Annotated in this window: 20 protein-coding genes; 7 read left to right on the forward strand and 13 right to left on the reverse strand. The window is 57.6% G+C overall.

What is annotated here, in order from left to right; genetic code table 11:
- Window positions 1-59: 59 nt before the first annotated feature.
- The 3 genes from IVA87_RS23220 to IVA87_RS23230 form a co-directional block, all read right to left on the reverse strand.
- Entirely contained in the window at window positions 60-602 is a 543-nt protein-coding gene (locus IVA87_RS23220) for a hypothetical protein (RefSeq protein ID WP_247335090.1), read from the reverse strand.
- 165 nt (window positions 603-767) lie between these two features.
- Window positions 768-1,331 carry an ImmA/IrrE family metallo-endopeptidase gene (locus IVA87_RS35420; RefSeq protein ID WP_247335093.1) on the reverse strand — a complete coding sequence of 188 codons (564 nt, stop codon included), beginning with the start codon at window positions 1,329-1,331 and terminating at the stop codon, window positions 768-770.
- A 3-nt stretch (window positions 1,332-1,334) separates the two neighbouring features.
- Window positions 1,335-1,682: a helix-turn-helix transcriptional regulator gene (locus IVA87_RS23230; RefSeq protein WP_247335095.1), complete on the reverse strand. Its 348-nt coding sequence runs from the start codon at window positions 1,680-1,682 to the stop codon at window positions 1,335-1,337.
- Window positions 1,683-1,844: 162 nt separating this feature from the next.
- Here IVA87_RS23230 and IVA87_RS23235 point away from each other — a divergent pair, with 162 nt between their 5' ends.
- Genes IVA87_RS23235 through IVA87_RS23250 form a run of 4 tightly spaced genes read left to right on the forward strand, consistent with a single transcriptional unit; the run spans window position 1,845 to window position 4,824 of the window.
- Window positions 1,845-2,273 (forward strand): hypothetical protein, encoded by a 429-nt coding sequence (locus tag IVA87_RS23235; RefSeq protein WP_247335097.1) that lies wholly within the window; start codon window positions 1,845-1,847, stop codon window positions 2,271-2,273.
- Window positions 2,273-2,779, forward strand: a complete 507-nt coding sequence (locus tag IVA87_RS23240; protein ID WP_247335100.1) for a hypothetical protein — start codon at window positions 2,273-2,275, stop codon at window positions 2,777-2,779. Before IVA87_RS23235 ends, IVA87_RS23240 begins: the two co-directional genes overlap by 1 nt.
- Entirely contained in the window at window positions 2,780-3,313 is a 534-nt protein-coding gene (locus IVA87_RS23245) for a Mov34/MPN/PAD-1 family protein (RefSeq protein WP_247335102.1), read from the forward strand.
- Entirely contained in the window at window positions 3,310-4,824 is a 1,515-nt protein-coding gene (locus IVA87_RS23250) for a ThiF family adenylyltransferase (RefSeq protein WP_247335103.1), read from the forward strand. The genes IVA87_RS23245 and IVA87_RS23250 overlap by 4 nt, the downstream gene beginning before the upstream one ends.
- Before the next feature lie 222 nt (window positions 4,825-5,046).
- Here IVA87_RS23250 and IVA87_RS23255 read toward each other — a convergent pair whose 3' ends face one another.
- The 6 genes from IVA87_RS23255 to IVA87_RS23280 form a co-directional block, all read right to left on the reverse strand.
- Window positions 5,047-6,303: an amidohydrolase family protein gene (locus IVA87_RS23255; RefSeq protein ID WP_247335105.1), complete on the reverse strand. Its 1,257-nt coding sequence runs from the start codon at window positions 6,301-6,303 to the stop codon at window positions 5,047-5,049.
- A 79-nt stretch (window positions 6,304-6,382) separates the two neighbouring features.
- Window positions 6,383-7,078 carry an ABC transporter ATP-binding protein gene (locus IVA87_RS23260; protein ID WP_247335107.1) on the reverse strand — a complete coding sequence of 232 codons (696 nt, stop codon included), beginning with the start codon at window positions 7,076-7,078 and terminating at the stop codon, window positions 6,383-6,385.
- Complete coding sequence (locus IVA87_RS23265; RefSeq protein WP_247335109.1) at window positions 7,071-7,805, reverse strand: ABC transporter ATP-binding protein; 735 nt, start codon at window positions 7,803-7,805, stop codon at window positions 7,071-7,073. Before IVA87_RS23265 ends, IVA87_RS23260 begins: the two co-directional genes overlap by 8 nt.
- Complete coding sequence (locus IVA87_RS23270; protein WP_247335110.1) at window positions 7,792-8,880, reverse strand: branched-chain amino acid ABC transporter permease; 1,089 nt, start codon at window positions 8,878-8,880, stop codon at window positions 7,792-7,794. The genes IVA87_RS23265 and IVA87_RS23270 overlap by 14 nt, the downstream gene beginning before the upstream one ends.
- Window positions 8,881-10,101, reverse strand: coding sequence for a substrate-binding protein (locus tag IVA87_RS23275; protein WP_247335111.1), 1,221 nt, complete (start codon window positions 10,099-10,101; stop codon window positions 8,881-8,883).
- 3 nt (window positions 10,102-10,104) lie between these two features.
- On the reverse strand, window positions 10,105-10,962 hold the full coding sequence (locus IVA87_RS23280; RefSeq protein WP_247335112.1) for a branched-chain amino acid ABC transporter permease: 858 nt from the start codon (window positions 10,960-10,962) through the stop codon (window positions 10,105-10,107).
- 676 nt (window positions 10,963-11,638) lie between these two features.
- Between IVA87_RS23280 and IVA87_RS23285 the strand changes: the two genes are divergently transcribed.
- Window positions 11,639-11,788: a hypothetical protein gene (locus IVA87_RS23285; RefSeq protein ID WP_247335114.1), complete on the forward strand. Its 150-nt coding sequence runs from the start codon at window positions 11,639-11,641 to the stop codon at window positions 11,786-11,788.
- Between the two features lie 730 nt (window positions 11,789-12,518).
- Here the strand turns inward: IVA87_RS23285 and IVA87_RS23290 are convergent.
- From IVA87_RS23290 to IVA87_RS23300, 3 genes are read right to left on the reverse strand one after another with little or no spacing between them, the layout of a single operon-like run.
- The gene (locus IVA87_RS23290; RefSeq protein ID WP_247335118.1) at window positions 12,519-14,297 is read right to left on the reverse strand and encodes an FAD-dependent oxidoreductase; all 1,779 of its coding nucleotides are present in this window, start codon (window positions 14,295-14,297) and stop codon (window positions 12,519-12,521) included.
- A gap of 31 nt (window positions 14,298-14,328) precedes the next feature.
- Complete coding sequence (locus tag IVA87_RS23295) at window positions 14,329-15,159, reverse strand: phosphoenolpyruvate hydrolase family protein (RefSeq protein WP_247335164.1); 831 nt, start codon at window positions 15,157-15,159, stop codon at window positions 14,329-14,331.
- Entirely contained in the window at window positions 15,146-16,396 is a 1,251-nt protein-coding gene (locus IVA87_RS23300; RefSeq protein ID WP_247335121.1) for a Tm-1-like ATP-binding domain-containing protein, read from the reverse strand. The genes IVA87_RS23295 and IVA87_RS23300 overlap by 14 nt, the downstream gene beginning before the upstream one ends.
- A gap of 103 nt (window positions 16,397-16,499) precedes the next feature.
- Between IVA87_RS23300 and IVA87_RS23305 the strand changes: the two genes are divergently transcribed.
- Both IVA87_RS23305 and IVA87_RS23310 read left to right on the forward strand, forming a co-directional pair.
- Window positions 16,500-16,784: a hypothetical protein gene (locus IVA87_RS23305; RefSeq protein ID WP_247335124.1), complete on the forward strand. Its 285-nt coding sequence runs from the start codon at window positions 16,500-16,502 to the stop codon at window positions 16,782-16,784.
- A gap of 1,060 nt (window positions 16,785-17,844) precedes the next feature.
- The gene (locus tag IVA87_RS23310; protein ID WP_247277955.1) at window positions 17,845-18,459 is read left to right on the forward strand and encodes a hypothetical protein; all 615 of its coding nucleotides are present in this window, start codon (window positions 17,845-17,847) and stop codon (window positions 18,457-18,459) included.
- A 28-nt stretch (window positions 18,460-18,487) separates the two neighbouring features.
- Here the strand turns inward: IVA87_RS23310 and IVA87_RS23315 are convergent, their stop codons facing one another.
- Entirely contained in the window at window positions 18,488-20,263 is a 1,776-nt protein-coding gene (locus IVA87_RS23315; protein WP_256466498.1) for a phosphoenolpyruvate hydrolase family protein, read from the reverse strand.
- Window positions 20,264-20,271: the final 8 nt, after the last annotated feature.

Raw genomic sequence — 20,271 nt, forward strand, 5'->3', positions numbered from 1 at the left:
TCCATGACTCGATGGAAGCCACTGTGGACCCTTATCCCGGGGTCCCGATTGGATGCCGATCACCCCGAAAACGGGGTCCTTATTCCATGCCGAAACACAGTCAATTTGGCATATTGCTTGTAGGCCTTGGTATCGAGCGCCGCTTCCGCTTCTTTCAGCTGCTTCTTGAGGTCCGCCTCAGCGGCATTGAGCTCAAGCCACCTGTTTAGGATTTTGGCCTCATCAGCCGCATCCTTATCGCCTTTGATCTCTTTGAGACGTGCGCCTACGCTGCCTTTGTTCACTTTATCGAAGTCGGAGAGTACCCCCTCTTCGGCAGACTGATCTTCTTCAAATTCGACAATGGTGGCGGTCACCTCTTCAAGATTTTGGTTGAGCTCGTCGATATTAATCTGATCCTGCGGGAAATACCGCGCCACCACCAGGGGCCTGGGAACCAGATCGCATGTCCAGCCCTTATCCTTCACCTTGCCCTTCTTGTCCGTTTCTATGATGCGGTAGGTTTCAGCTTTCCAGCCGTCATCGGCGACCAGATAGCAATCGTCCTGCATTGTACTGGCCCAATAGTCCATCAGATGCTGATAGACATCGTATTTGCCCATGAGCGGCTTACCAGTTCTTCACATTCAATCCAAAGTCGTCTTTAGGCGACCTCGGGCAGCTTTCCTGGCGCTATTTGCAGTGTGTGGTGGCTTGCTATGAAGTCACTGCAAAATCGCTGTGACCTGAATAGGGGGCGCCACATCCGCATTACACTGGAGTAGATTCTAGCGTGCCCCAGACCGACGAATCTGTATTTCCACACCAGTCATCCGCAGCCGCCATTCTGTCAGCTGCCTGCTAACGCCGTAATGCGATGCGATCTGATCAATAGACTGGTGGCCGCTTCGCATGTGCATCAGACCCTCTCGAGGAAGCAAGAGGGCCGCAGCATGCCAGTCGGCTTCCTGTTCCTGATCATCGGAATAATCGCTTAGAAGCAAGAGACCAGTTTCTGAAACTTGGACGCTCGAAGGCACATGTCGCAGCTCGATATGAGCTAGCTCGTGCATGAGGTTGCTTCTTTGACGAGTTAAAGCGTGTGCCGGATTAATGACAATGCCGAAGCTTTGCGCTTCTTGAATTGTCATCGCCGACCAACTCTCGTGATCGACAGCGACAAGTTGCCGAATTACCGATGCGGGCAAGCCAAGCTTGTTAAAATCGAGAATTCTAACCTGTAAATGTGCAGCATACGCCCACGGATCTAAGGGCTCTAGCAACGTGATTCCTAGAGCCTGGCGAGCAGCGGCAGAACTTTTTTCAGCCTGACTTTTGAAGCCCCGGCGCACGCATCACCGCCCCACAAGTTCGTCGCGAGCGCGCATTGCGCGCTGCGCCGCAAGGATGAGCTCACCTAGCGCTTTAGCCGTTTCCTGCTTCACGGTTTTCTTTTTTCTGAAATGGACTACAGCGCTCGGAGCATCGTGGGGTTCTCCGATCTCCATTCCGAGAAACTCCCGCGGATCGCGATCAATCCACTTACAAAGTTTCGCGAATGTTTCCAGATCAGGCATATGCCTGTTCTCGACGCGTGACAGAGTTGCGGGGCTGACGCCTGCATCTAACGCAGCCGCGCGAATGCCGCGGTCGCCTCGCTTTGCAGCAACGAGGCGACTGAATTCGTCTATCGATAAGGGCATGCAATCTCCATAAGACGACGCTCAACCCGGCCCTTGACGGACCGAGGAACCTTCGTTAGAGTGTTTCATTAGTAAGACAGATCGTCTCAATGCTGATACGTCTTACCACAGGAACCTACGGAATCAACAGGCCAATTTGGCCTCGACTAAAGGAATTTGGCAATGATTTTCGAAAATGAAGGCACAGACGGCTCGAATCAGCTTGGCGAGGCGATCCAAGAGCTGAAAAAGGCCGAGGATCACCTCGCTCACGCCCGGGCCGAGGAAGCCGAGGCGAAGCATGAAGTCCAGGAGGCCATCGAGAAGGTTGAGGCCGCGGAGAAGGGGCTGGTCGAGGTTCACGTGGTTCACGTGAATGAGGTTGAGAAAGCCTCGTTTAAAGAGAAAAAGACAGCAACCCTCCAGCATGTCTGGGATGAGGCGTACCTCAAGCTTGGCATTGCGCGTCAGCCGAAAGATGTTTTCCAGACCGGCGGTGAGCACCCCAAGTCCCTCATGAGCCACCTTGGCGTCTCGCTGGAACAGGCGAAGGACCAGAAGGTCATCGAAAATTACCATTTCGGCATCGCTTCCGAAACCGGCGGTGCGTAATGGTTGCCGCCACGTCGCCGACCATCGATGTCCAGGCCGGCGTCACTGCCCTTGAAGAGGACATCCCCCGTGTGCTGCGACTGCTCAATGCTGAGAGTATTGAGCAGCTCGGCTGGTCCAGACCAAACCGGTTGACGCTTCTGATTCCCATGACGGGCATCATGAATGCCATCCGCGATGACTACCTTCTACGCCTCGGCTTTCAAGCGTACCGCCGCTGGCCCCCAAGCGCACAATTTGTAAATCCTACGACGCTTGCCTACCAGAACCCCACTGATCAGCAGTTCGTTCCGCGCCTGACGAGTTCTGAATGTCATACGCACACAGCTTATTCAAAGCCGGGTGGCGGCACCATTCAACTGATCTGCTGTTCTGCGGTACTCGAGTTTTACGAAGTGCTGCATGACGTCCACCCTGAACATGTCTGGCGCGAGACGGACACGTTCTTCAAAACGATCACGGCGATTCGTAGAGCGTTCGGCTCGGCATATAGTGGGAGATTTTAGATGGAAGCGGAAGACGATATTCTTCGCCCAGTTCCTGCGCGCCCATACAAGCCTGTGGAAGCACAACTGCGCGTGCCGGCTGACGCGACTAAGGCGACGCTCGACCTCTTGCAACGGGCTGGCAAGCGCGAGAGCGGGCTCTTTTGGTATGGGACTCGCGATCTGAACGGAAACGGACACGTGCACTACGTTGCTGCTCCGAAGCAGCAGATGACGTGGGGAAATTATCACGTTTCGCCGCAAGCTCTCGCCGAGATTGTCCATCGCCTGCCGGACGGCTGGAAACCTTTGGCTCAAATTCATAGCCATCCTGGGTCGCGCGTCGAGCACTCAAACTATGATGACCGGATGATGAGCAGTCGCAAATCGCTCTCGCTCGTGTTTCCTTTTTACGGCAAAGCAACTGCACCATTTCCCAGTGGCGTCGGCATCCACGAGTGGCAAATCGATTATTGGCATTTGCTCGACGATACCTCAGCTGCCCGACGGGTTATCGTGACAGGCGGTAGTGTCACGGTCGAGGACCTTCGATGACGCCCGCCTCAACCACGGTCAACCGCCATCTTTTGAAAGTCGATGGACTGGCCGAAGAACCAGTTCACAGTGCGCAATGCGTTCGTATTGTCGTTGATGAACGCTGGGCGGCGTCTCGCTCTGGCCAATTACTTGCTTCCTGCCTCCTCAATCTGCTATCGCGACAAACCGAGCTTGTCGGGACTATCCAGATCATTGCGCCTCAAATAAAAAGCCTTATCGCCTTGCCGAACGGAGAGGCAGCGGGAGATTTTCCGGCGTGTCTGGAGTGTATTGCATCATGGGCCATCAAACGTCCTGCCACTATTGTCATACTGGACGCGACAACCACGACGATGCCCGAAGCCGACGCAACGGTTATGATTGGATCGAATGTTTCAGCGCGCTCGGGGATTGCACTCTTTGCTGTGGGGGATGGTTGGAAAGCCTGGGTTGGTTCGCCTGATAAAGCCCCTCTCAACCTCATTCCTGACAAAGCCAACCCCTTGGGTCCTTTCCTTGCTGCAGCATTGGCCGCGGGAGAGATCTTCAAACGTTTCCGCGGATTGTTGCGCGGTCGCTTCCTTGATTGCGATGGTTATTCTCTATGGTCAGGCAAGGTGTCTAGCGACTGGGATGAGCTGGAAGATGGTCCGGAGCTAATGGGTGCTCGGCTTCGACCTATACACGTTGTCGGCGCGGGAGCCGTAGGCAACGGTCTCGCATATGTACTCGCAAACGCCCAGCTTGCCGAAGCATTTTCGCTCTTCATCGACGATGATACCTATGATGACACCAGCCTGAATCGCTGTTTCTTAGCAGGATGGCAGGACGTCGAACATTCGAAGGTGGAGGCGGTCGTAGCCACTTTGATCAAATCCGGCGTGGGCGCCTATGCCTTCCCTGGGACTATCAAGCAATACTTGAACGCCGACCGATCCACACTTCCGTCTGATGTCGCTCGACAAGCTGATGACTTAGCTTTTGAGATCGTTGTATCCTGCGTTGACCGCGGAACATCGCGACAGGACCTTCAAGGCCTTGCTCCGACACTGCTGTTTGGAGGGAGCACACTCGGTCTTGGCGCACGCGCCAACTTCTATCCAAACCGTTCGGGCGCAGCTTGTCTTTCTTGCTTCAATCCAGCCGAGCGCGAGGGCGAAAGACTGCGAGACCTCGAAAAGAAATTGCGAGGTATGGACAAAACGGACCGGCTAGCTTTTCTATGTAGTGAAGGAATTGACCCCGCAATTGTCGAGGAATACTTGAGCGCGCCGCGATGCGGGACAGTGGGTGAAGCGGCGCTGCGCCAACTGGCATCACGAACGGTGGCTGAATTCTCGGTCGGATTTGTGTCTTTGGGCGCAGCCCTTTTGCTGGCTGCGAAGCTATTCCAACAATTGTTGTTTGCAAGTCCAGCAAAACGGGGGGACGTAACCTCATTGAACTTCAAGAATGGGGGCTACTCGGATTCTTTCCTGGCGCCTGACGACAATTGCGAATGGGGCTGTCAAAGAAGGCGACGTGGCTAGGTTGGTGTAAATAAGCGCCGAACTTTAACCCCCATCGGCTTCCAACATTGACCCACACGGGATGAGCATTCCGGTGATGATTCAAGGAATTTGGCGGTGTTGGGCGGGGTCAACCTTCGGCGCCGCTCGGGGGTCAAACCGTACGCCGATTAACATTCTGGCTGGGGAACCTGGATTTGAACCAAGACAAACAGCATCAAAACCTGTTACTCGTCCCCATAATCAAGACATTGCAAAAAACTCGGTCGCGTTCTCGCAAAGGATCCTGACCGCCAATCGTTCGGCGTTGCGGGATCGAAAGTAACCGCTCGCAATTTTCTCGTCCAGAACTTCGCCAACCAATTGGCGCGCGCTTTGAATCGCCGCGAACGTCTCCTCAACGTGGAGGCAATCTCCTCCGAGCATCAATCGCGATTCATCCGGCAAGACTTCAATGGCCTCGTGCAGCGCGAGCTTGAAATGAGATGGGCTCAACAGAAAAGACCAACACAAATCTAACCAAACATTTCGGTACACAAACGCCATTCCCAATAAATCCCGGCTCCAGGGATAGGCCAAATGCATCAGCAGAAAGCGGGTCCGAGGATGACGCTCAATCAAGGGCGCAATCCGCAAGGGATGTGAACCGCTTATGATCGCGGTCCCGAGGTGAGTTTGAACGGGTAGATCCGCCTCGGCCGCGAGTTGACAGAACAAGTCGACAACAAAGTCGCTGAAAGCCTTGCGCGCTCCAGGGGACGGCGACATTTGCCCCCACGCCTGCCGAGCCAGCTCTTCGTTCGGTTCATCAAAGCTTAGATCCCGGTCATAGGCGAGCGCGTTCTTGAGCGCAATTTGATTGCGCCCGGCGCATCCGGCTACGAGTTCGCGGATCGCGGCGCAATAATCGTCGAAGGTTTTCACCTCCATGCCGAGACGTCCAAGCAACGTATGTCCGGAATTTCCATTGTGATCGCGAGATTCAGCATGCCAGCCTAAGGCAAATGCGTTAATGCGCAGGACGGCGTCGTATCTTTCGCCAAGGACCGGGCGCGGGTCGAGCAATGGGTCGAGAAAAGGGTCCGTTACGATCCTCTTGATGGCGGCGCGCCCAATGACTTCGGTTGGCCATTTCGGATCCTTGTGGCGTAAGCGTACTGAAGCGTCTACCGCCTCCCAGTTTTCACGTGTAATTCCGTTGTCACCAACGCCATAAAGGTCAGCAATTCCACCCACGAGGTTACGGACGAATGCGTTTGAGCCGCTCTTCTCCAAGAATGGCGCAAGGGCCTCCCAAGTGGTCGGCTCAGTTGCAGCAGATATCATACTGCTAGTCGCCTTAGGTTCGGATGGCAGGACATAGTTTGTCCAAGCCGCATAGCTCTGTTGAAACAGTTTCAGCAGGTTTACGTCGCGGCTGAGGGCGACCTCGGGCATGTGATGTTCATGCACGTCGACGACTTCGCACGCATTAACAAATTGGTTAATTCCATCAGACATTGTCCGTCCCGCACAGTCGTTGTATGGAAGTCGATGAAGCCGCTTCTCCGCGCACGCGATGAGAGCCGGGGCGATGCTCCTATGGCGCCAGATACGACAAAAGACTGGGGTCGCCGCGCAACTGCTGCGAAGGCCCCGACAGCGCGACGCGGCCGCGATCGAGCACATACGCATGATCCGCTATGCGCATTGCGAGATCGAGGTGTTGCTCGACGATGATGACGGCGATGTCCCTGGCAAGCTCGCTCAAGCGCTCGGTGATCTCCTCGATAACGCCGATCCAGACGCCCTCGGTCGGCTCATCCAGCAACAGCAGCTTTGGCTTTCCCAGCATCGCGCGCGCGATCGCCAGCATCTTGCGCTCGCCGCCGGACAGCGTTCCGGCCGGCTGATCCAGGCGCTGGCCGAGTTTCGGAAACATTCCCATTACCCGATCTACGGCCGATGTCTCGCGGTGGAAAACCGATCCGACCGCGAGATTGTCGCGCACCGAGAGGCGCGCAAACACCGAATGCTCCTGCGGCACGTAGCCAATGCCGGCGCGCACCCGCTCGTCGGTCCGGCAACGCTTGATGTCGCGGCCATCGAATTGCACCTCGCCCTTCCAGATCGGCAGCTCGCCGACGATGGCCTTCATGAGCGTGCTTTTTCCGGCGCCGTTGCGACCGAGGATAGCCACACCACCGCGCAAGGGAATGGCGATATTGACGCCGAACAGAACCTGGCTGCGTCTATAGCCAGCGTCGAGATACTTGATATCGAGGAATTCAGGCACGGCGCAGATAAATCTCCTGGACGTTTTTGTTGGCCTGGATTTGCGCAACCGTACCTGACGCCAGGACCTTGCCCTGATCGAGCACCGTCAGGCGGTCGCAAATGTCGCGGATGAAATCCAGGTCGTGTTCGACGATAATAAGCGAGCAATGCTGTTTAATCGGCTGCAGCAATTCGCCGGTGACGCGACGCTCCTCGAGACTCATGCCGCCGGTCGGCTCGTCCAAGAGCAGAAGGCGCGGATGGCCTGCGAGCGCCATCGCGATCTCCAGCCATTGCTGCTGGCCGTGCGATAACGCAGCCGCAGCATCAAAGGCTCGATCGGCAAGGCGGAATTGGTCAAGCATCATCATGACCTTATCGTGCAGTCGTCCTCGAGTACGCGAGAACACCAGATCGAGCAGCGAGGATTGGGCCTGCAGCGCGAGCAGGATGTTGTCGTACAGCGTCAGCGCCGGCAGTACGGAGGTGATCTGGAATTTCAGACTCATACCCGCCCTTGCACGCTCTGTCGGTGTGAACGCGGTGATGTCGGTGTTGGCGAAACTCACCTTTCCTTGTGTAGGTACTTCCGCCCCGGCCAGGCACTTCATCAAGGTGCTTTTGCCGGAGCCGTTCGGGCCGATGAGGCCATGAAACTCGTTTTCGTCAACTGTGAGCGCGGCACCGTCCAGCGCGGTGAGCTTGCCGAAAACCTTGGATATTCCGGCGGCTTCAAGAAGCGGCATTACGTATCTCTTTCGGGCTCGGGCCGAAGGTACCGACACGCTCCCGCTCACCGAGCACCAGGCTGATCAGGCCGAGCGGCCGGAACAGGATGACGAGCAGTAGCAAGACGCCGAGAATGATCGGCCAGATGTCGCGATAGTTGTCGGAGAGCCAAAAACTGAGGCCCTCGACGATTGCGGTGCCGATCACGGCACCAATCAATGTCCCAGAGCCGCCGAACAGGACGTAGAGCACGACCTGGGTCGACATCACGACCCCCAGCATGGTGGTCCAGACGAAGCCCTCATGGAACGCATAAAGGCTTCCGGCAATGCCTGCGATCGCGCCACCTATTGCGAAAATGATTGCCTTCAGGTGTTGAACTTTGTAGCCGAAGAATGCGATGCGCTGTTCGTTCTCCCGCAATCCCGCCAGCGCAAGCCCGAACTGCGAGCGCAACAGAAAGCGCGACGATAGGTAAACCAGTATCAGAATGACCAGCGCCAAGTAATAGAAAGCCGGTCCCTCGCGCAGTGCATACGATCCGATGCTCATCGATTGGATCGAAGGGATTCCGTTCTGACCACCAAGGTAATAAGAACCGCGCGCCAGCCGGTCGGCCGCGTAAGCTCCGGTCATGGTGCCGAGCGAGACGAAGACGATGCTGGAGGCGTGGCGGCCGAGCAGCAGGAAACCGGCCAGCAGCAACGCAGCAACGAAGCCGATCAGAGTACCGAGCGGAATTACGGCAAAGATCGACGCCACGTTGAAATCCCGTGAAAGCAGTGCCACGCCATAGCCAGCCATGCCGAAGAACAACGATTGCCCTAAGCTCAAGATCCCGGCATAGCCCCACACCAAGTCGAACGACAATGCGAAGAGGCACAGAATAAGCACCCGCGTCGCATACACCGTGATGTAGTCCTGCAGCAGCAACGGCGCGACCGCTGCGATGATCAGCACCGCCACTTCAATAACTGGAAGCACCTCTTGGCGGCCGGCGTTTGCAGACGCACTGATAGTGAGGGTCTGCGACGCTTCGATCACGCAGGACGCTGCACGGGTTCCGGTGCTGGTCGACGATACCTGAGACATTCAGCACTCCTTCGGGTCGACCAGGCCGGCGCTACGGGCTACGATCTCGTATTGGCCGCCCTTCGCCACACCGATGTACATGTTCATCTTGCAGTGGCGCTTGCCGGGCACCATCTCCGCCGGCCCGCCCGGACCTTCCTCGATCTTGGCGTGATCCAGGGCAGCAGCTACCGCGACCCGGTCAATCGTGCCAGCTTCCTTTACCGCAGCTTCCCACAGCTTCAGTCCTCGATAAGTGCCAGTGGCGGCGCTGCCTGCCGAGAAACGGAACTTGGCAGGAAACTGTTCGTCGTACGCCGCCTGAATCTTGGCGCTCACCGGATCCTCGGATGTCAAAGCCTTGTAGTAGTCAAGGCTGCTTGCGAGACCTTCAATCTCATTGGCCTGGTTCATTACAAGTGTGTTCTCGTCATAGTAGACGCAGCCGAGCCGCCCGCCGTTCTTGGAGAAGCCCGCTCCATAGAGCTGCTTGAAGAAAGGGCTGACGCCGGGAGGGACGATGGTGTTGAACACCACGTCCACCTTGTTGGAGATGATGCGGCTCACCGTGGAGGAAAAATCGATCTGGTCGAGCGGATAGTACTCCTCGAAGATCACCTCGCCGCCATTGCTCTCGATCACCTTGCGCGCATAGGCGTTGATCGTTTGCGGCCAGATATAGTTGGAGCTCGGCATCGCGAAACGTTTGCCGCCATTCTTGATCAACCAGGGAATGAACTGGTCGCAATTCTGAGCCGGTACCGGCCCGGTGCAGAACAGATTGGGCATGCACTCTTTGCCCTCGTAGCCCTCCGGATAGATGTAGAGCGTCTTGCCACGAGAGATGATGACGTCCTTTATGGCATTGCGCATCGAGCTTGAAATGCCTCCGAGCACCAGGTCGACCTTGTCTCGCTGGATCAACTTGCGGACGTTGCCGACTGCGACCGACTCGTTGGAGGCCGTGTCCTCGATAAGGAGCTCGATCGGACGCCCCAGTAGACCGCCTTTGTCATTGATCTCCTTGACGATCATGCGAGCGACATTAGCGTCGGTATTGCCGGCAAAGCCGAGTGAACCCGTAAGATCAGTGGCGATACCGACTCTGATCGGGCCTTCCGCGGCGTTGGCCCAGGCCGGGCGGATCACCCAGCTGCCCGGGCTGATTGCAATAGCGGCAGAGGCGAAGGCGAAATTGCGAAGAAAACGGCGGCGGCTGAGTTGTTGGCTGGCGTTGATCATCAGTTAAACCCCTCTTCCCGAGACCAGGCCTTGCGGCCGGACCTTAATGAAAATGATGGCGAGCACGAAAACCAGAACGTCGGCGATCACCGGCGACATCAGCCAGGGCAGCGCGGCACTGAACGTGCCGATTGCGCTGGCGCCGGCGACAGGGCCGGCAAAGGACCCGACCCCGCCTACCATCACGGCGACGAACCCTTGAATAAGGAAGCGGATGCCTAGATCGGCGAACAGCGAAAAGACCGGTACGATCAGCGCGCCGGCCAGACCCGCGAGTGCCGCACCAAACGCAAAGGTCACGCTGTAAATCATGCCGGTGGAGATGCCTGAGGCCCGCGCCAGCGACGGGTTCTCCAGCGAGGCGCGGACCCGCAGGCCTAAGGAGGTGTAGGCGATCAGCGCATAGCTGGCGGCCATCACGAGCACGGTCATGACAACGATCACGCAGCGCCAAATGGCGAAATGCAGCGTGCCGATGGTGATGGACCCACCGACCGGCTCCGGCACCGAGAGATATAGGCCGCCAGTCAGGCCGCGCACGATCTCGCGAATAATTAACCCGAGCGCGTAGGTGCCGAGCATGGCGACGATCGGCGCCGCGTAGAACCGTCGCACCACGAGTCTTTCCAATGCGAGCCCGAGCGCGCCGACCGCAATAGGCGCGGCGAGCATGCCTAGCGCGACCGGCAAACCGATGCTGTGCACGAGATAGGTGATGTAGGCACCGAGCAGGACGAACTCGCCCTGTGCGAAGTTGAAGATGCCCATCATGCTGGCAATGATTCCGAGACCGAGCACGACCAGCACCACGATGGCGCCGAAGCTCAAGACTTCGAACGCGGCGATAAATAGCGTATCCATGTCGCTACGTCACATTCCTCGGACTTGCGAGCGCATCCTCCGGTCCAGATTGATCGACGGCGTGAGCTGCGGTTGGCATGCAAAGGGCTGGCGACACGAGGCGCTCCTGAAAGGTTTCATCCCGGCACCTGGAGGTGCGGTCGATGGTGCGTTTCTTAAGATGGCTCGCCGATCGACGTTTTATTCACGATATGCAGGGCGAGTTCGCCTAGCAGGAGCGCAACGCAATGTGAGTAATATGGGGTAATGCGGCATTGGTAAGCGGCATTGTGCTTGCAGTAGCGGAGCTCTCGACGAGCAAGCAACTGTCGCCATATCACCTAGTGTGCGTGCTGCAAGATGGCTCAGTCATTGAGGTGGTCGACAACGTGCCGATGCTGGAGCAATTATTGCGCGGGGTGCCTGGCGCGACGCCTGGTCGCCGCAAGGTCGCCGAGCCTGAACTGCTTCATTGTTTGGTGCCCGCGAGCTCAAGCGCAAGCATGTGACCTTCGGGTTGCAGGCGCGCCCGTCCTTGCCCCAAAATGATTGAAAGACAGCGGAAAATGGCCTCCCAGGCTCAGCCTACGACAAGAACGTTGCAAGGACGTTTCTGAAGACAACACGTTTGTGCTGGCCTCGCCGAACCGCCTACAACAGTCTCGGTGTGGGCACGACGCAGCTCTACGACAAAACCGTGAGCTACAATCATAAGCGCCACAGGGAGTTGGAGCTCAGCAACCGCGAGTTTGCTTTTCGCATGAGGCAACGCTTCCCGAAGTCACTGACGAAGGAGTTCCTGCTCGTAGATCTCGTCAACAACATCGATCAGCTTGCCGAGGCCTAGGATGAAGTGCTCAAGCGCCGGGGCGGAGCGAGCCGCCGAGTCCGACCAGAAGCGTTTGCGTCGTGCGGTGAGCGCATACGGAAGTGAACGCGCCAAGAAGTTCTTTGAAGGTGCGCTGAGGGGCAACGAACTACATGCGGCGTGATTTCCTCCACAAACATCCGCAGTTGGCGGATCTGATTCGGATTGTGGCGGACGGAGGGCATTGCTCCGGCCCTGGTTGAAAAGGACTACTGGATCATGCGCTGCCTTTATGGCTTGACGAACTTGGCTTCACATTTCAGCTCAAAGGCGGGACTCGCTTTCCAAGGGTCACAAGATCATCGCCCCTCTTTCGGAAGACAGCGACGTCCTGATCGGACTCCCTGGCCAGGATGTGAACGTCGCCAAGAACCAGACGCCTGGGCAACCGTCACCGCTTTCGTAGCCGCGTCCACGCTCTTGCTCAACCGCTGCGGCGGCTGAAGCGTTTTTGTTTGGTGTTGTTAGAGATCGTGGCCCACTGCGGAATAACAAAGCGCGAGATGATATGCAGCCCAGACGAGCTTTGGATATCCCAAAGAGTTGCGTCTGTTCTAACGCCGAGAGTGCCACCTCGCTCAGAGATGAGTTCTGTATGACGGGGCGTCTGAAGGCGTCGTTCAGAGCGATCTCTGCTTGCCACTGATGTCTGGATCATGTCTTTCGCGACCCCAGCGAATACATGCCGCCAAGCACCTGAACTTCACCGTCAAGCTCTAGAAGCCGCAGCCTTTTGCCCCTGATGAGCCGACAGCAGGATGCTGTTCACGGCGCGGTATGCGAAGACGATGGCCGGACCGATCGTGATGCCTGCTCCCGGATAGATCCCACGCATTGGCGAGGTCATGTCATTGCCGCAAGCATAGAGACCCATGATCGGCCTGCCATTTTCGTCCAGGACCTTGCCGTCAGTATCAGTTGCCAATCCAGTCGCTGTTCCGAGCGTTGCCGGCACGATCGGCAGCGCGACAAATGGGGCGTTTCTGATTGCTCCAAGATTTGGATTTTTCATTCCCACGGCAGGATCGCCCTGCGTGCGGTTGAAAACCGATTCGCCACGTTTGAAAAGCGGATCGCGCCCCTCGGCGGCGTGGGCGTTATGTTCCTCGATCGTCTTTTGAAGCTCAGCAGGGTCTAGCCCCAACCGGTTCGCAAGCTCTTCAATCGTTTTCCCCACCTTGATGTATCCGAGGCGTGCATATTTGTCGATGCTCAAGGTCCAGGGCCAGGGGAGCAAATGTCCCATGCCTCTTAAGCGGACGAAGTCGTGATCGCAGATGAAGTAGAATCGCTTGTCTGCCGGATATCCACCTTTGAAAATTGCCAGGCAGATGTCGTGGTACGAATTGGATTCATTGACGAAGCGCTTGCCATTTGGCCCCACAGCAATGACCCCGGGGCGGCCACGGTCGAGCCAGCCGTACGGGACAATTTGCGTGCAGCTGCCGCTCTTCAGGATCGACACGGGCGTCCAGAAGCCGGCAGAGGCCACATCATTGTCAATTGCAGCTCCGCGCCTGGTCGCAAGCCTAATGCCATCTCCCGTGGCATCGGGATGGGCCAGCGTGTCGTCATGCTGGTGAGGGCCGCTTAGCTCGGCTCTCAACTGCGCGTTATGAGCAAAACCGCCCGTTGCCAGGATCACCGCATGCGAGGCGCACACGCGAACCTCAGAATCGATCAGCTTGACGACTGCCCCCGTGACGCGCCCCTCTTCCAAGATGAGGTCTATAACAGGCGACGCCGGCCAAATCTCTACGTCGTATTTGCGCAGGCTCGCGAGCAACCGCGCGATCAAGGCATTGCCTCCGCTGAGCTCGGTGCCACGCCTGTAACTTAGGCGGTCCCTTACGTAGCGGCTGAGGCGACGCAAGACATGCTTGAGCGAAGCAAACGATTGGAACGGGTTCAGAAAGCTTCTCACCTCGCCGGACGAGATCATCATCCCGCCGAGCACAACACGAATAGGGTCGCCTATCAGATCAAAATCGCTGCCTAGAAGCCGTCCATCATAGGGTGCAGGGCTGAGCGCCCGGCCCTTGTCAACCCCGCCGACCTGGCTCGAGTGATAATCGGGCGCAGACGCCAGCGTGAACTTGACCTCTGTCCCGTTCTCAAGTGCTGTGAGCGCAGTTGGACCGTCCTCAAGATAGGCCTCAACAAAGCCTGCCCGATAATGGATACCAAGTTCATGCTGCAGGTAGGTCCTTGCTTTCACAAGCGAGTCATCGATTTTAGCAGACCGTGCGTGGGGCGAACAAGGAACCCAGATCATGCCGTTCGACAGCGCCGTGGTGCCGCCGATTCGCGGAGATTTTTCACATACCGTAACTCGCAATCCGGCCTTTGCCGCATAGAGCGCCGCTGATAGTCCGGCCGCACCGCTACCGACCACGAGTACATCGGTCTCCCAATCATGATCCAGCCTGTTCCCTCGGGGGAATGTGATTGTCTTATCGTTGCCTGATCGGCCGATCGGCTTATCCATTCCAGCCTCGCTGCAAGATTTCCGATGAACGTCAGTGATGTCGCGGGAGCGGGACAGCTTTGAATTCCCCTGCCGCGGCCTTCACCGCCCGTTCGATGGGAATTCTTTCGATGGAGGAGGCGCCAACGAAGCCGATACACTGAGTAGACCGGTAGACCTCGATCGTGTCCTGCGGCTCGGCGATCGCCCCGCCATGACAAAGCAGGATGACATCGGAGCGAACGGTTCGTGCCGCCGTGTTGATGTCGTTAATGCGCCTGATCGCCTCTTGAATTGACTGCCCATCCTCATGGCCCATGAGCCCGCCACGGGTTGCCCCGACATGGGGGACGATGCAGTCGGCACCTGCACTCGTCATGGCTTTGGCGTCTTCGGCGCGTGCGACATAGGCCAGCGAGAAGATGTTCTTCTTGCGGGCAGTCGCAATCATCTCGACCTCTCGGTCGAAGCCGAGCCCAACGCGGCCTCGGCGCTCACGCCATTTTTCACCCATGGTGGAGATGGTCGGATAGTTGATGACGCCGGAGAAGCCGGCCGCCCAGAACTTGTCGAGAAGCGCGTCAAGGTCGAGCCGGAGAGGATCCCACGCCTCGACGCCGCCCACGACAGGCACGGAAGAGACGACATTGCGGATTTCGGCCGCAAGCTCGAGCGTGCGCGCGTTGGAATCGCCGATTCGGCTCGTGGGAAGCCCCATAAGGCGCGACAGCCCGGTGCTGTAGACCACCAGCATGTCGGCCCCTCCGAGGACGGCACATTTCGCGACCAGGCCGCAGCTGCTTCCGGCCGCAAGGACCGCTTTTCGTTCTTCGATCTGGCTTGCGATCCTGGACAGGATTTCATTGCGCTCAAACATTCGCATTACAATCAGCCTCCGTGCCCAATTGTTTGAGGATCCAGCTCGCGGCGGCCTCGGCAAATTCGGGATCGTTGATGTGGCAGTTCAGTTCGCGGACCGCGATCTTCGGCGCAAGATTGTCCTTCAGCGCGTCGAGCCAAGCCCTGTCGGCCTCGGGATTGCAAAAAATGCCGCCTTCGCGGTCGTAATCGGAAACGCCATTCGCGGGCCAAAGGACGATGGTAGGCCCCTCCGCTCGCGACAGCCGCTCGGCCGTGAGCCGGCCGATGCTCGCGTTCTCGGAAGGCGTTGTGCGCATGAGCGTTGTGTAGGCCGTATGGGAGTAGAACTGGCGGCCGCGAAATTGATCAGGAATGCTCGAGCGCGGACCAAAATTGACCATATCGACCGCGCCAGGTGCGATCACTTGCGGGATCAATTGCTGCGACGCTGCTTTGAGCCGATCGGGTCCAGCGCTGGCGGCCCCCCCAAAGAGTTCGTCGGCGAGCTCTGTTGTGGTCAGATCAATGACTGCGTCGAATTCACCGGCCGCGATCAGCTGCTCCATTTTGCGCCCGCCGGCCCCGTTGGCAGGAAAGACAATCGCCTCTACCCCGGCCTCGGCAAGGCGCGCCATGCACTGATTTGCCGCGGGCGTCGTTACGCCGAAGGCTGTGATCGCGACAATCTTTCTTTTGTGCGCACCTTGAGCGGGCGCATAGTGCATCGCTGCAATGGCTCGCCCTGCATTCTGCAGCACCCGATCGGTAAAGGCATTGATTCCGAAAAGATCGACGAGCGTCGGATAGAGGATGATGTCGTTGTGGATCGCCAATTCTGCGAGCAGGGCTGGCCTTGCGCTGCTGACCAGCAACTTGGGAAAGCCATAAGGCAAATCGGATACGATCTCCCCGAAAGCCGCGCTACCTTTTCCACCTGCAACGCCAACGATCGCACTGATCGCGCCTGATTGCAGGAGGCCAGCAACCTTCTTGCGCGTGCTTGCGGCTATCTCTTTCAAGAGTTCGGCAGGCGAAGAGACGCGAGCACTGTCAGCATCCTGTTTGTCCCCGGCAATCAAGTTGGATGTACCGATGTCGATCAGGAGGATCTTGCGGCCGCACGCTTTGATGGTACCTGCAAGGTAAGACGCTTCGGCGCCCTTAGTATCCAGGGTCGCCACGATCGCGACCGCGCCCGCCAGCTCGGACGGGTTACCGTCCCGGATCGACCCCTGGTCGTCCGTGCAATGGTGAGACACGATCTTCCTCCCGGACCATTCTTAACAACAGGTAGTCTAGACCGGGCTGAAACCGCTAATAAGATGAGTAAAAGGAGCAATTGGGTAAGATTGGGTAGAGGGGGTGAAAGCGTTTGCCAGCCACTTGTCAGCCTGCGCTTCTGCTCAAGATCGCGCGGGGCATCCACAGCCAGTCCCGTCGGTGATGACCATAACCGACATGTTCGATGACGATGTGTTGTCGCCGATGGTGATGATCGAGAAGAACCATGATCGATCCGACTACACCGCTGCCCCATCCTTCAGCGCATGGGCTTTTGTCTGCGGCGTCAAGAATTCGGCGAAGGTATTGGCCACATCCCCCAGCGGTCCGGGATCGACCGCGACCGTGGTGAATGCTGCCCATTGATCCTTTGCCGGCGTCCTCGGTGGAAGCCGGGGTCCGGCACATCGGGGCGCATCGAGGCACTCGGACTTGCGCCGTTCGAAAGTCGCCTTGATTGGCGCGCCAGCAGTCCTCCTCGAATTTATGTAAGCGGATCAAGATCCAGACGACATAGACGTATTTCAAGGGGCTGTTGGCGAAGCCTAGCGCGTTGAGGGCTTTTTTTCGCTATAACAGTCTCTCAGGTAGGAGCGCAGCTTGGGTGCGGGAAAATCTAGGAGCAACGGCAGATCGGCTCCTTCACGCCGGGCTCGACCGCGTCGCCACTCGCGATGTCGATCATGGCGCGAACGCGCGCGTTGTCGACCGTGGCATGACTCCTGAGGAAAGCGCGCGCTCTGCCGCCAGCCTTGCAAGGCCCCGCAGCACGCATCGCCGCGAGATGGTCCGCGAGCCCCGGCGGGGACTTGGGGATGTCTTCTTTATGCAGAACGTAGCAACGCGAGTTTCGGCGCGAGGACTTCCCGGCGCTCGACATGATATGCCGCCAACGCAAGGGAACCGCGACGTAACGCTCACCTGCCTACACGCGGATGACGCCGCAAACATGAGGATCACACGAAACCACTCGTCCGCAAGTTCGATCAGTTGCCGCATCACGTCGCGATCCGGCGGGATGATTCGCCGCGCGGCTTGCGATGGCTTCGACGTCCTTGACGGCCTTGAAGGCGAAAAGATCCTGGTACATTGTGACCGCGCCGATCCGATGACACTGCCGAACGGCTAAAAAATGCCGCTGCTGGATCTCTCCAACAGCGGCTCAAGTTCTAGGGAGAAAGCAGACGACCGGTCTGCCAGCGGATCCCGTCGCATTCGGTAAGAAGTCGGCTAAACGTTCGGCGCCACGTTGTCCCGTCGGGCTTCGGTTCTCTTCGGAACTAGCCTGCCAAATATTTCGGCATTGACACGTGTTCGTTGAAAAGGACTTCACCCTTCCCGAATTGCCAACAACAGTAGTGTAGAGGGGCTGAAATCACGTATAAGATCAGTGAAACGTTCAAACGGGTAAGATTGAGTAGAAACGGTGAAGGCGACAGCGATCGGCAAGCTTGTTTCGCACCTTTCGGGTACAGCCAAGGGCGCCTGCATGGAAATCTATGCGCCCTCTTTGCGCAGCCTTCCAGAAGGCTCCAAACTCGTCATGGCAACCTTGCCTGTCATTGACTGGAACGACTGCCTTTCGCGAGACCTGCGCAGTCTCCACAAAGAAGCATCCGCTGATGTCTATGCGGGGCTCGTCATGATCGATCCCTTCTCGTGCTGGGAGGATCTTGCCGATTTGTTGAAAGCTGCCGGGATCACGGGGGTCATAAACTTCCCACCTGCGTCCCTCATTGACCGGTCGACGGCAGGCAGGCCGGTTGATACCGGACAGGAGCTCGAACTTCGACGGATGGAATGGTTTGCGAGCCTCGGATTTAAGACCTTGTTCACCGCCGGTGATGATTCCCAGATCACAGCGGCAGAGCGGCGACTTGGCTCGCATCTTTTCGGTATCATCCATTTGCCGGAAGAAGCTCTCAACCACGCAATTGGCGATGAGATGGAGCTGGTAAGCTTTAAGGACCAGGCATCGTCGTTGCCGAAGTACACGCTCCTGGAGGGCACCGGTTCGAAGCCTCAGGGACGAAAGACGTGAGGACCGGAAGGACGTGAGGAGCAGTAGCCTATTCCAATATCCGCAGCTTCTTGATCTTGTTGTAGAGGGTTTTTCTTGAAAGCCCCAGCGAGCGGGCGGTCTTTCCGCGGTGAAGCCTGTTGCGTTTCAAACCGTCGATGATCCACTCGCGTTCGGAAAGTGCACTTATGGGCTTAGCGCGTGACGACGCGTTCAAAAGGGGCTTTAGGACATCAGCTGTAATGTGGGTACCTGGCAGCATTACCAGCTGGTTGACGATCTGGCGTAATTCTCTCAAGTTACCCGGCCAATAATGGCCGGCGAGCGCCAGGAATGCAGAATTTTCTATCCCGAGCGTTTGCGCGTTCGAAACTCCCTTCGCCTCCACCGTGAAATGTTGAATGAGCTGCGGAAGGTCCTCCAGCCGGTTTGGCAAAGCGGGTAGTTCTATGTCGAGCCCAGCAAAGAAGGCAAGAAGGCGGGGACATAGAACACTTTCCAAGCTTGCTCCGCGAGCCACCGTTACGGTTGCGATGATCCGGGCGTTTGACCTTACAAGGGATGCGCCGTTCAGCGGCGTGAAAGTACCTGTCTCGAGATAGTCGGCAAGACGCTCTTGCCCATCTCGCGACAGCTGATCGACATGCGTCAGCAAGAGCGCAGAATCGCTTGCGCCTTCCAGGAGCGACAGTTGGCGTCTCCTGTTCTCATCGGCCTCGGCGCCGAACAGCGCACCGATCATATCGATCGCGAGGCCCCGACGACAATGAAACAGCGCCGCGTTCACGTGCTTCCGGTCGCTAAAGGAATGAACGAGACTTGCTATTCTCCGCTTCCCTGATCCCGCCTCGCCCCAAACGAGCACAGGGTTGGGACTAGCACCAAGGCGTCTTGCGGTCTCCAGGGTGCGCTTCATGACTGAGGACTGTGCGATCACCCCATGTCTGAACCCACTTAACTGAAGCTGGCGCTCCAGGAGATCGACCTTCTCCCGCAACAAGTGAATGGTCTTGAACCCCGACGTCACCTCGAGGACTGACATTTCCAGTGGGACACGGTCGAGCGAAGAGCCGCCGATAAAGCCCTGGACACCCGTTTCGCGACAGATCTCCAAGAGTTCGTCAGGCTTGGTTATTGGCCCGCCGCCAAGCAGGCAGATAGCGTTTCTGTCAATCGATTGAGCCACACGCGCAACGGCGCTGGCACGCGCGGCAAGCTCCGCGAGGCTGATCGATGGGGCAGATCCGGTTTCGATGCTCCGGTTGAGATTGAAGTTGATGCAGATGGCCTCAGTGCCCGCTTCGACCATGCGCCTTGCCTCGGATTGGGTGCGCGTATAGGCGATCGTCATCAGGCCGCGTTTTGCCGCCTTCACCAAGAGCTCGATTTCCCGCTCGTAGCCAAGGCCGCATTTCTCAAGCAGTGACCTCCTGTAGTCATCGATATGGATGACAGATGGGAAGTTGGTGACCCCCGAAAAGCCCCATCTGATGATGCGCTCAAGCCACCGGTCGATATCGAGCTGCGGATCGAAGGTGCAGGCTCCAAAAAACACCGGCAATTTCGTGCTAGGCAGGATCTCGGTCCTGCCGAAGCCGGCCACGAATTCATTGCAATTGCGTATTGGAAGAATCGAGGCTGGTGACGATCCGCCCATCGCCCGAAAACGACCAGCATTAAGCGCGAGCACGAAATCTGCGCCCGCGCGTTCGGCCGCTCTTGCGGTCATGCCCGATCCGATTCCCGCTCCCAGCACAAACGAACGCGAGTTCCGGAAGAACTGCCTGATCCCGCCGCCCCTTACCTGGTCCGCCCGCGTGTGCATACCGGCCC

Origin of the sequence: Bradyrhizobium sp. 147 (assembly GCF_023073935.1) — a bacterium.
Lineage (GTDB): Bacteria > Pseudomonadota > Alphaproteobacteria > Rhizobiales > Xanthobacteraceae > Bradyrhizobium.

Coding starts and splice junctions, on each gene's coding strand:
- IVA87_RS23220 (WP_247335090.1), bottom strand. CDS start 602: ATGGGCAAATACGATGTCTATCAGCATCTGATGGACTATTGGGCCAGT.
- IVA87_RS23230 (WP_247335095.1), bottom strand. CDS start 1,682: ATGCCCTTATCGATAGACGAATTCAGTCGCCTCGTTGCTGCAAAGCGA.
- IVA87_RS23235 (WP_247335097.1), top strand. CDS start 1,845: ATGATTTTCGAAAATGAAGGCACAGACGGCTCGAATCAGCTTGGCGAG.
- IVA87_RS23240 (WP_247335100.1), top strand. CDS start 2,273: ATGGTTGCCGCCACGTCGCCGACCATCGATGTCCAGGCCGGCGTCACT.
- IVA87_RS23245 (WP_247335102.1), top strand. CDS start 2,780: ATGGAAGCGGAAGACGATATTCTTCGCCCAGTTCCTGCGCGCCCATAC.
- IVA87_RS23250 (WP_247335103.1), top strand. CDS start 3,310: ATGACGCCCGCCTCAACCACGGTCAACCGCCATCTTTTGAAAGTCGAT.
- IVA87_RS23255 (WP_247335105.1), bottom strand. CDS start 6,303: ATGTCTGATGGAATTAACCAATTTGTTAATGCGTGCGAAGTCGTCGAC.
- IVA87_RS23265 (WP_247335109.1), bottom strand. CDS start 7,805: ATGCCGCTTCTTGAAGCCGCCGGAATATCCAAGGTTTTCGGCAAGCTC.
- IVA87_RS23270 (WP_247335110.1), bottom strand. CDS start 8,880: ATGTCTCAGGTATCGTCGACCAGCACCGGAACCCGTGCAGCGTCCTGC.
- IVA87_RS23275 (WP_247335111.1), bottom strand. CDS start 10,101: ATGATCAACGCCAGCCAACAACTCAGCCGCCGCCGTTTTCTTCGCAAT.
- IVA87_RS23280 (WP_247335112.1), bottom strand. CDS start 10,962: ATGGATACGCTATTTATCGCCGCGTTCGAAGTCTTGAGCTTCGGCGCC.
- IVA87_RS23290 (WP_247335118.1), bottom strand. CDS start 14,297: ATGGATAAGCCGATCGGCCGATCAGGCAACGATAAGACAATCACATTC.
- IVA87_RS23295 (WP_247335164.1), bottom strand. CDS start 15,159: ATGCGAATGTTTGAGCGCAATGAAATCCTGTCCAGGATCGCAAGCCAG.
- IVA87_RS23315 (WP_256466498.1), bottom strand. CDS start 20,263: ATGCACACGCGGGCGGACCAGGTAAGGGGCGGCGGGATCAGGCAGTTC.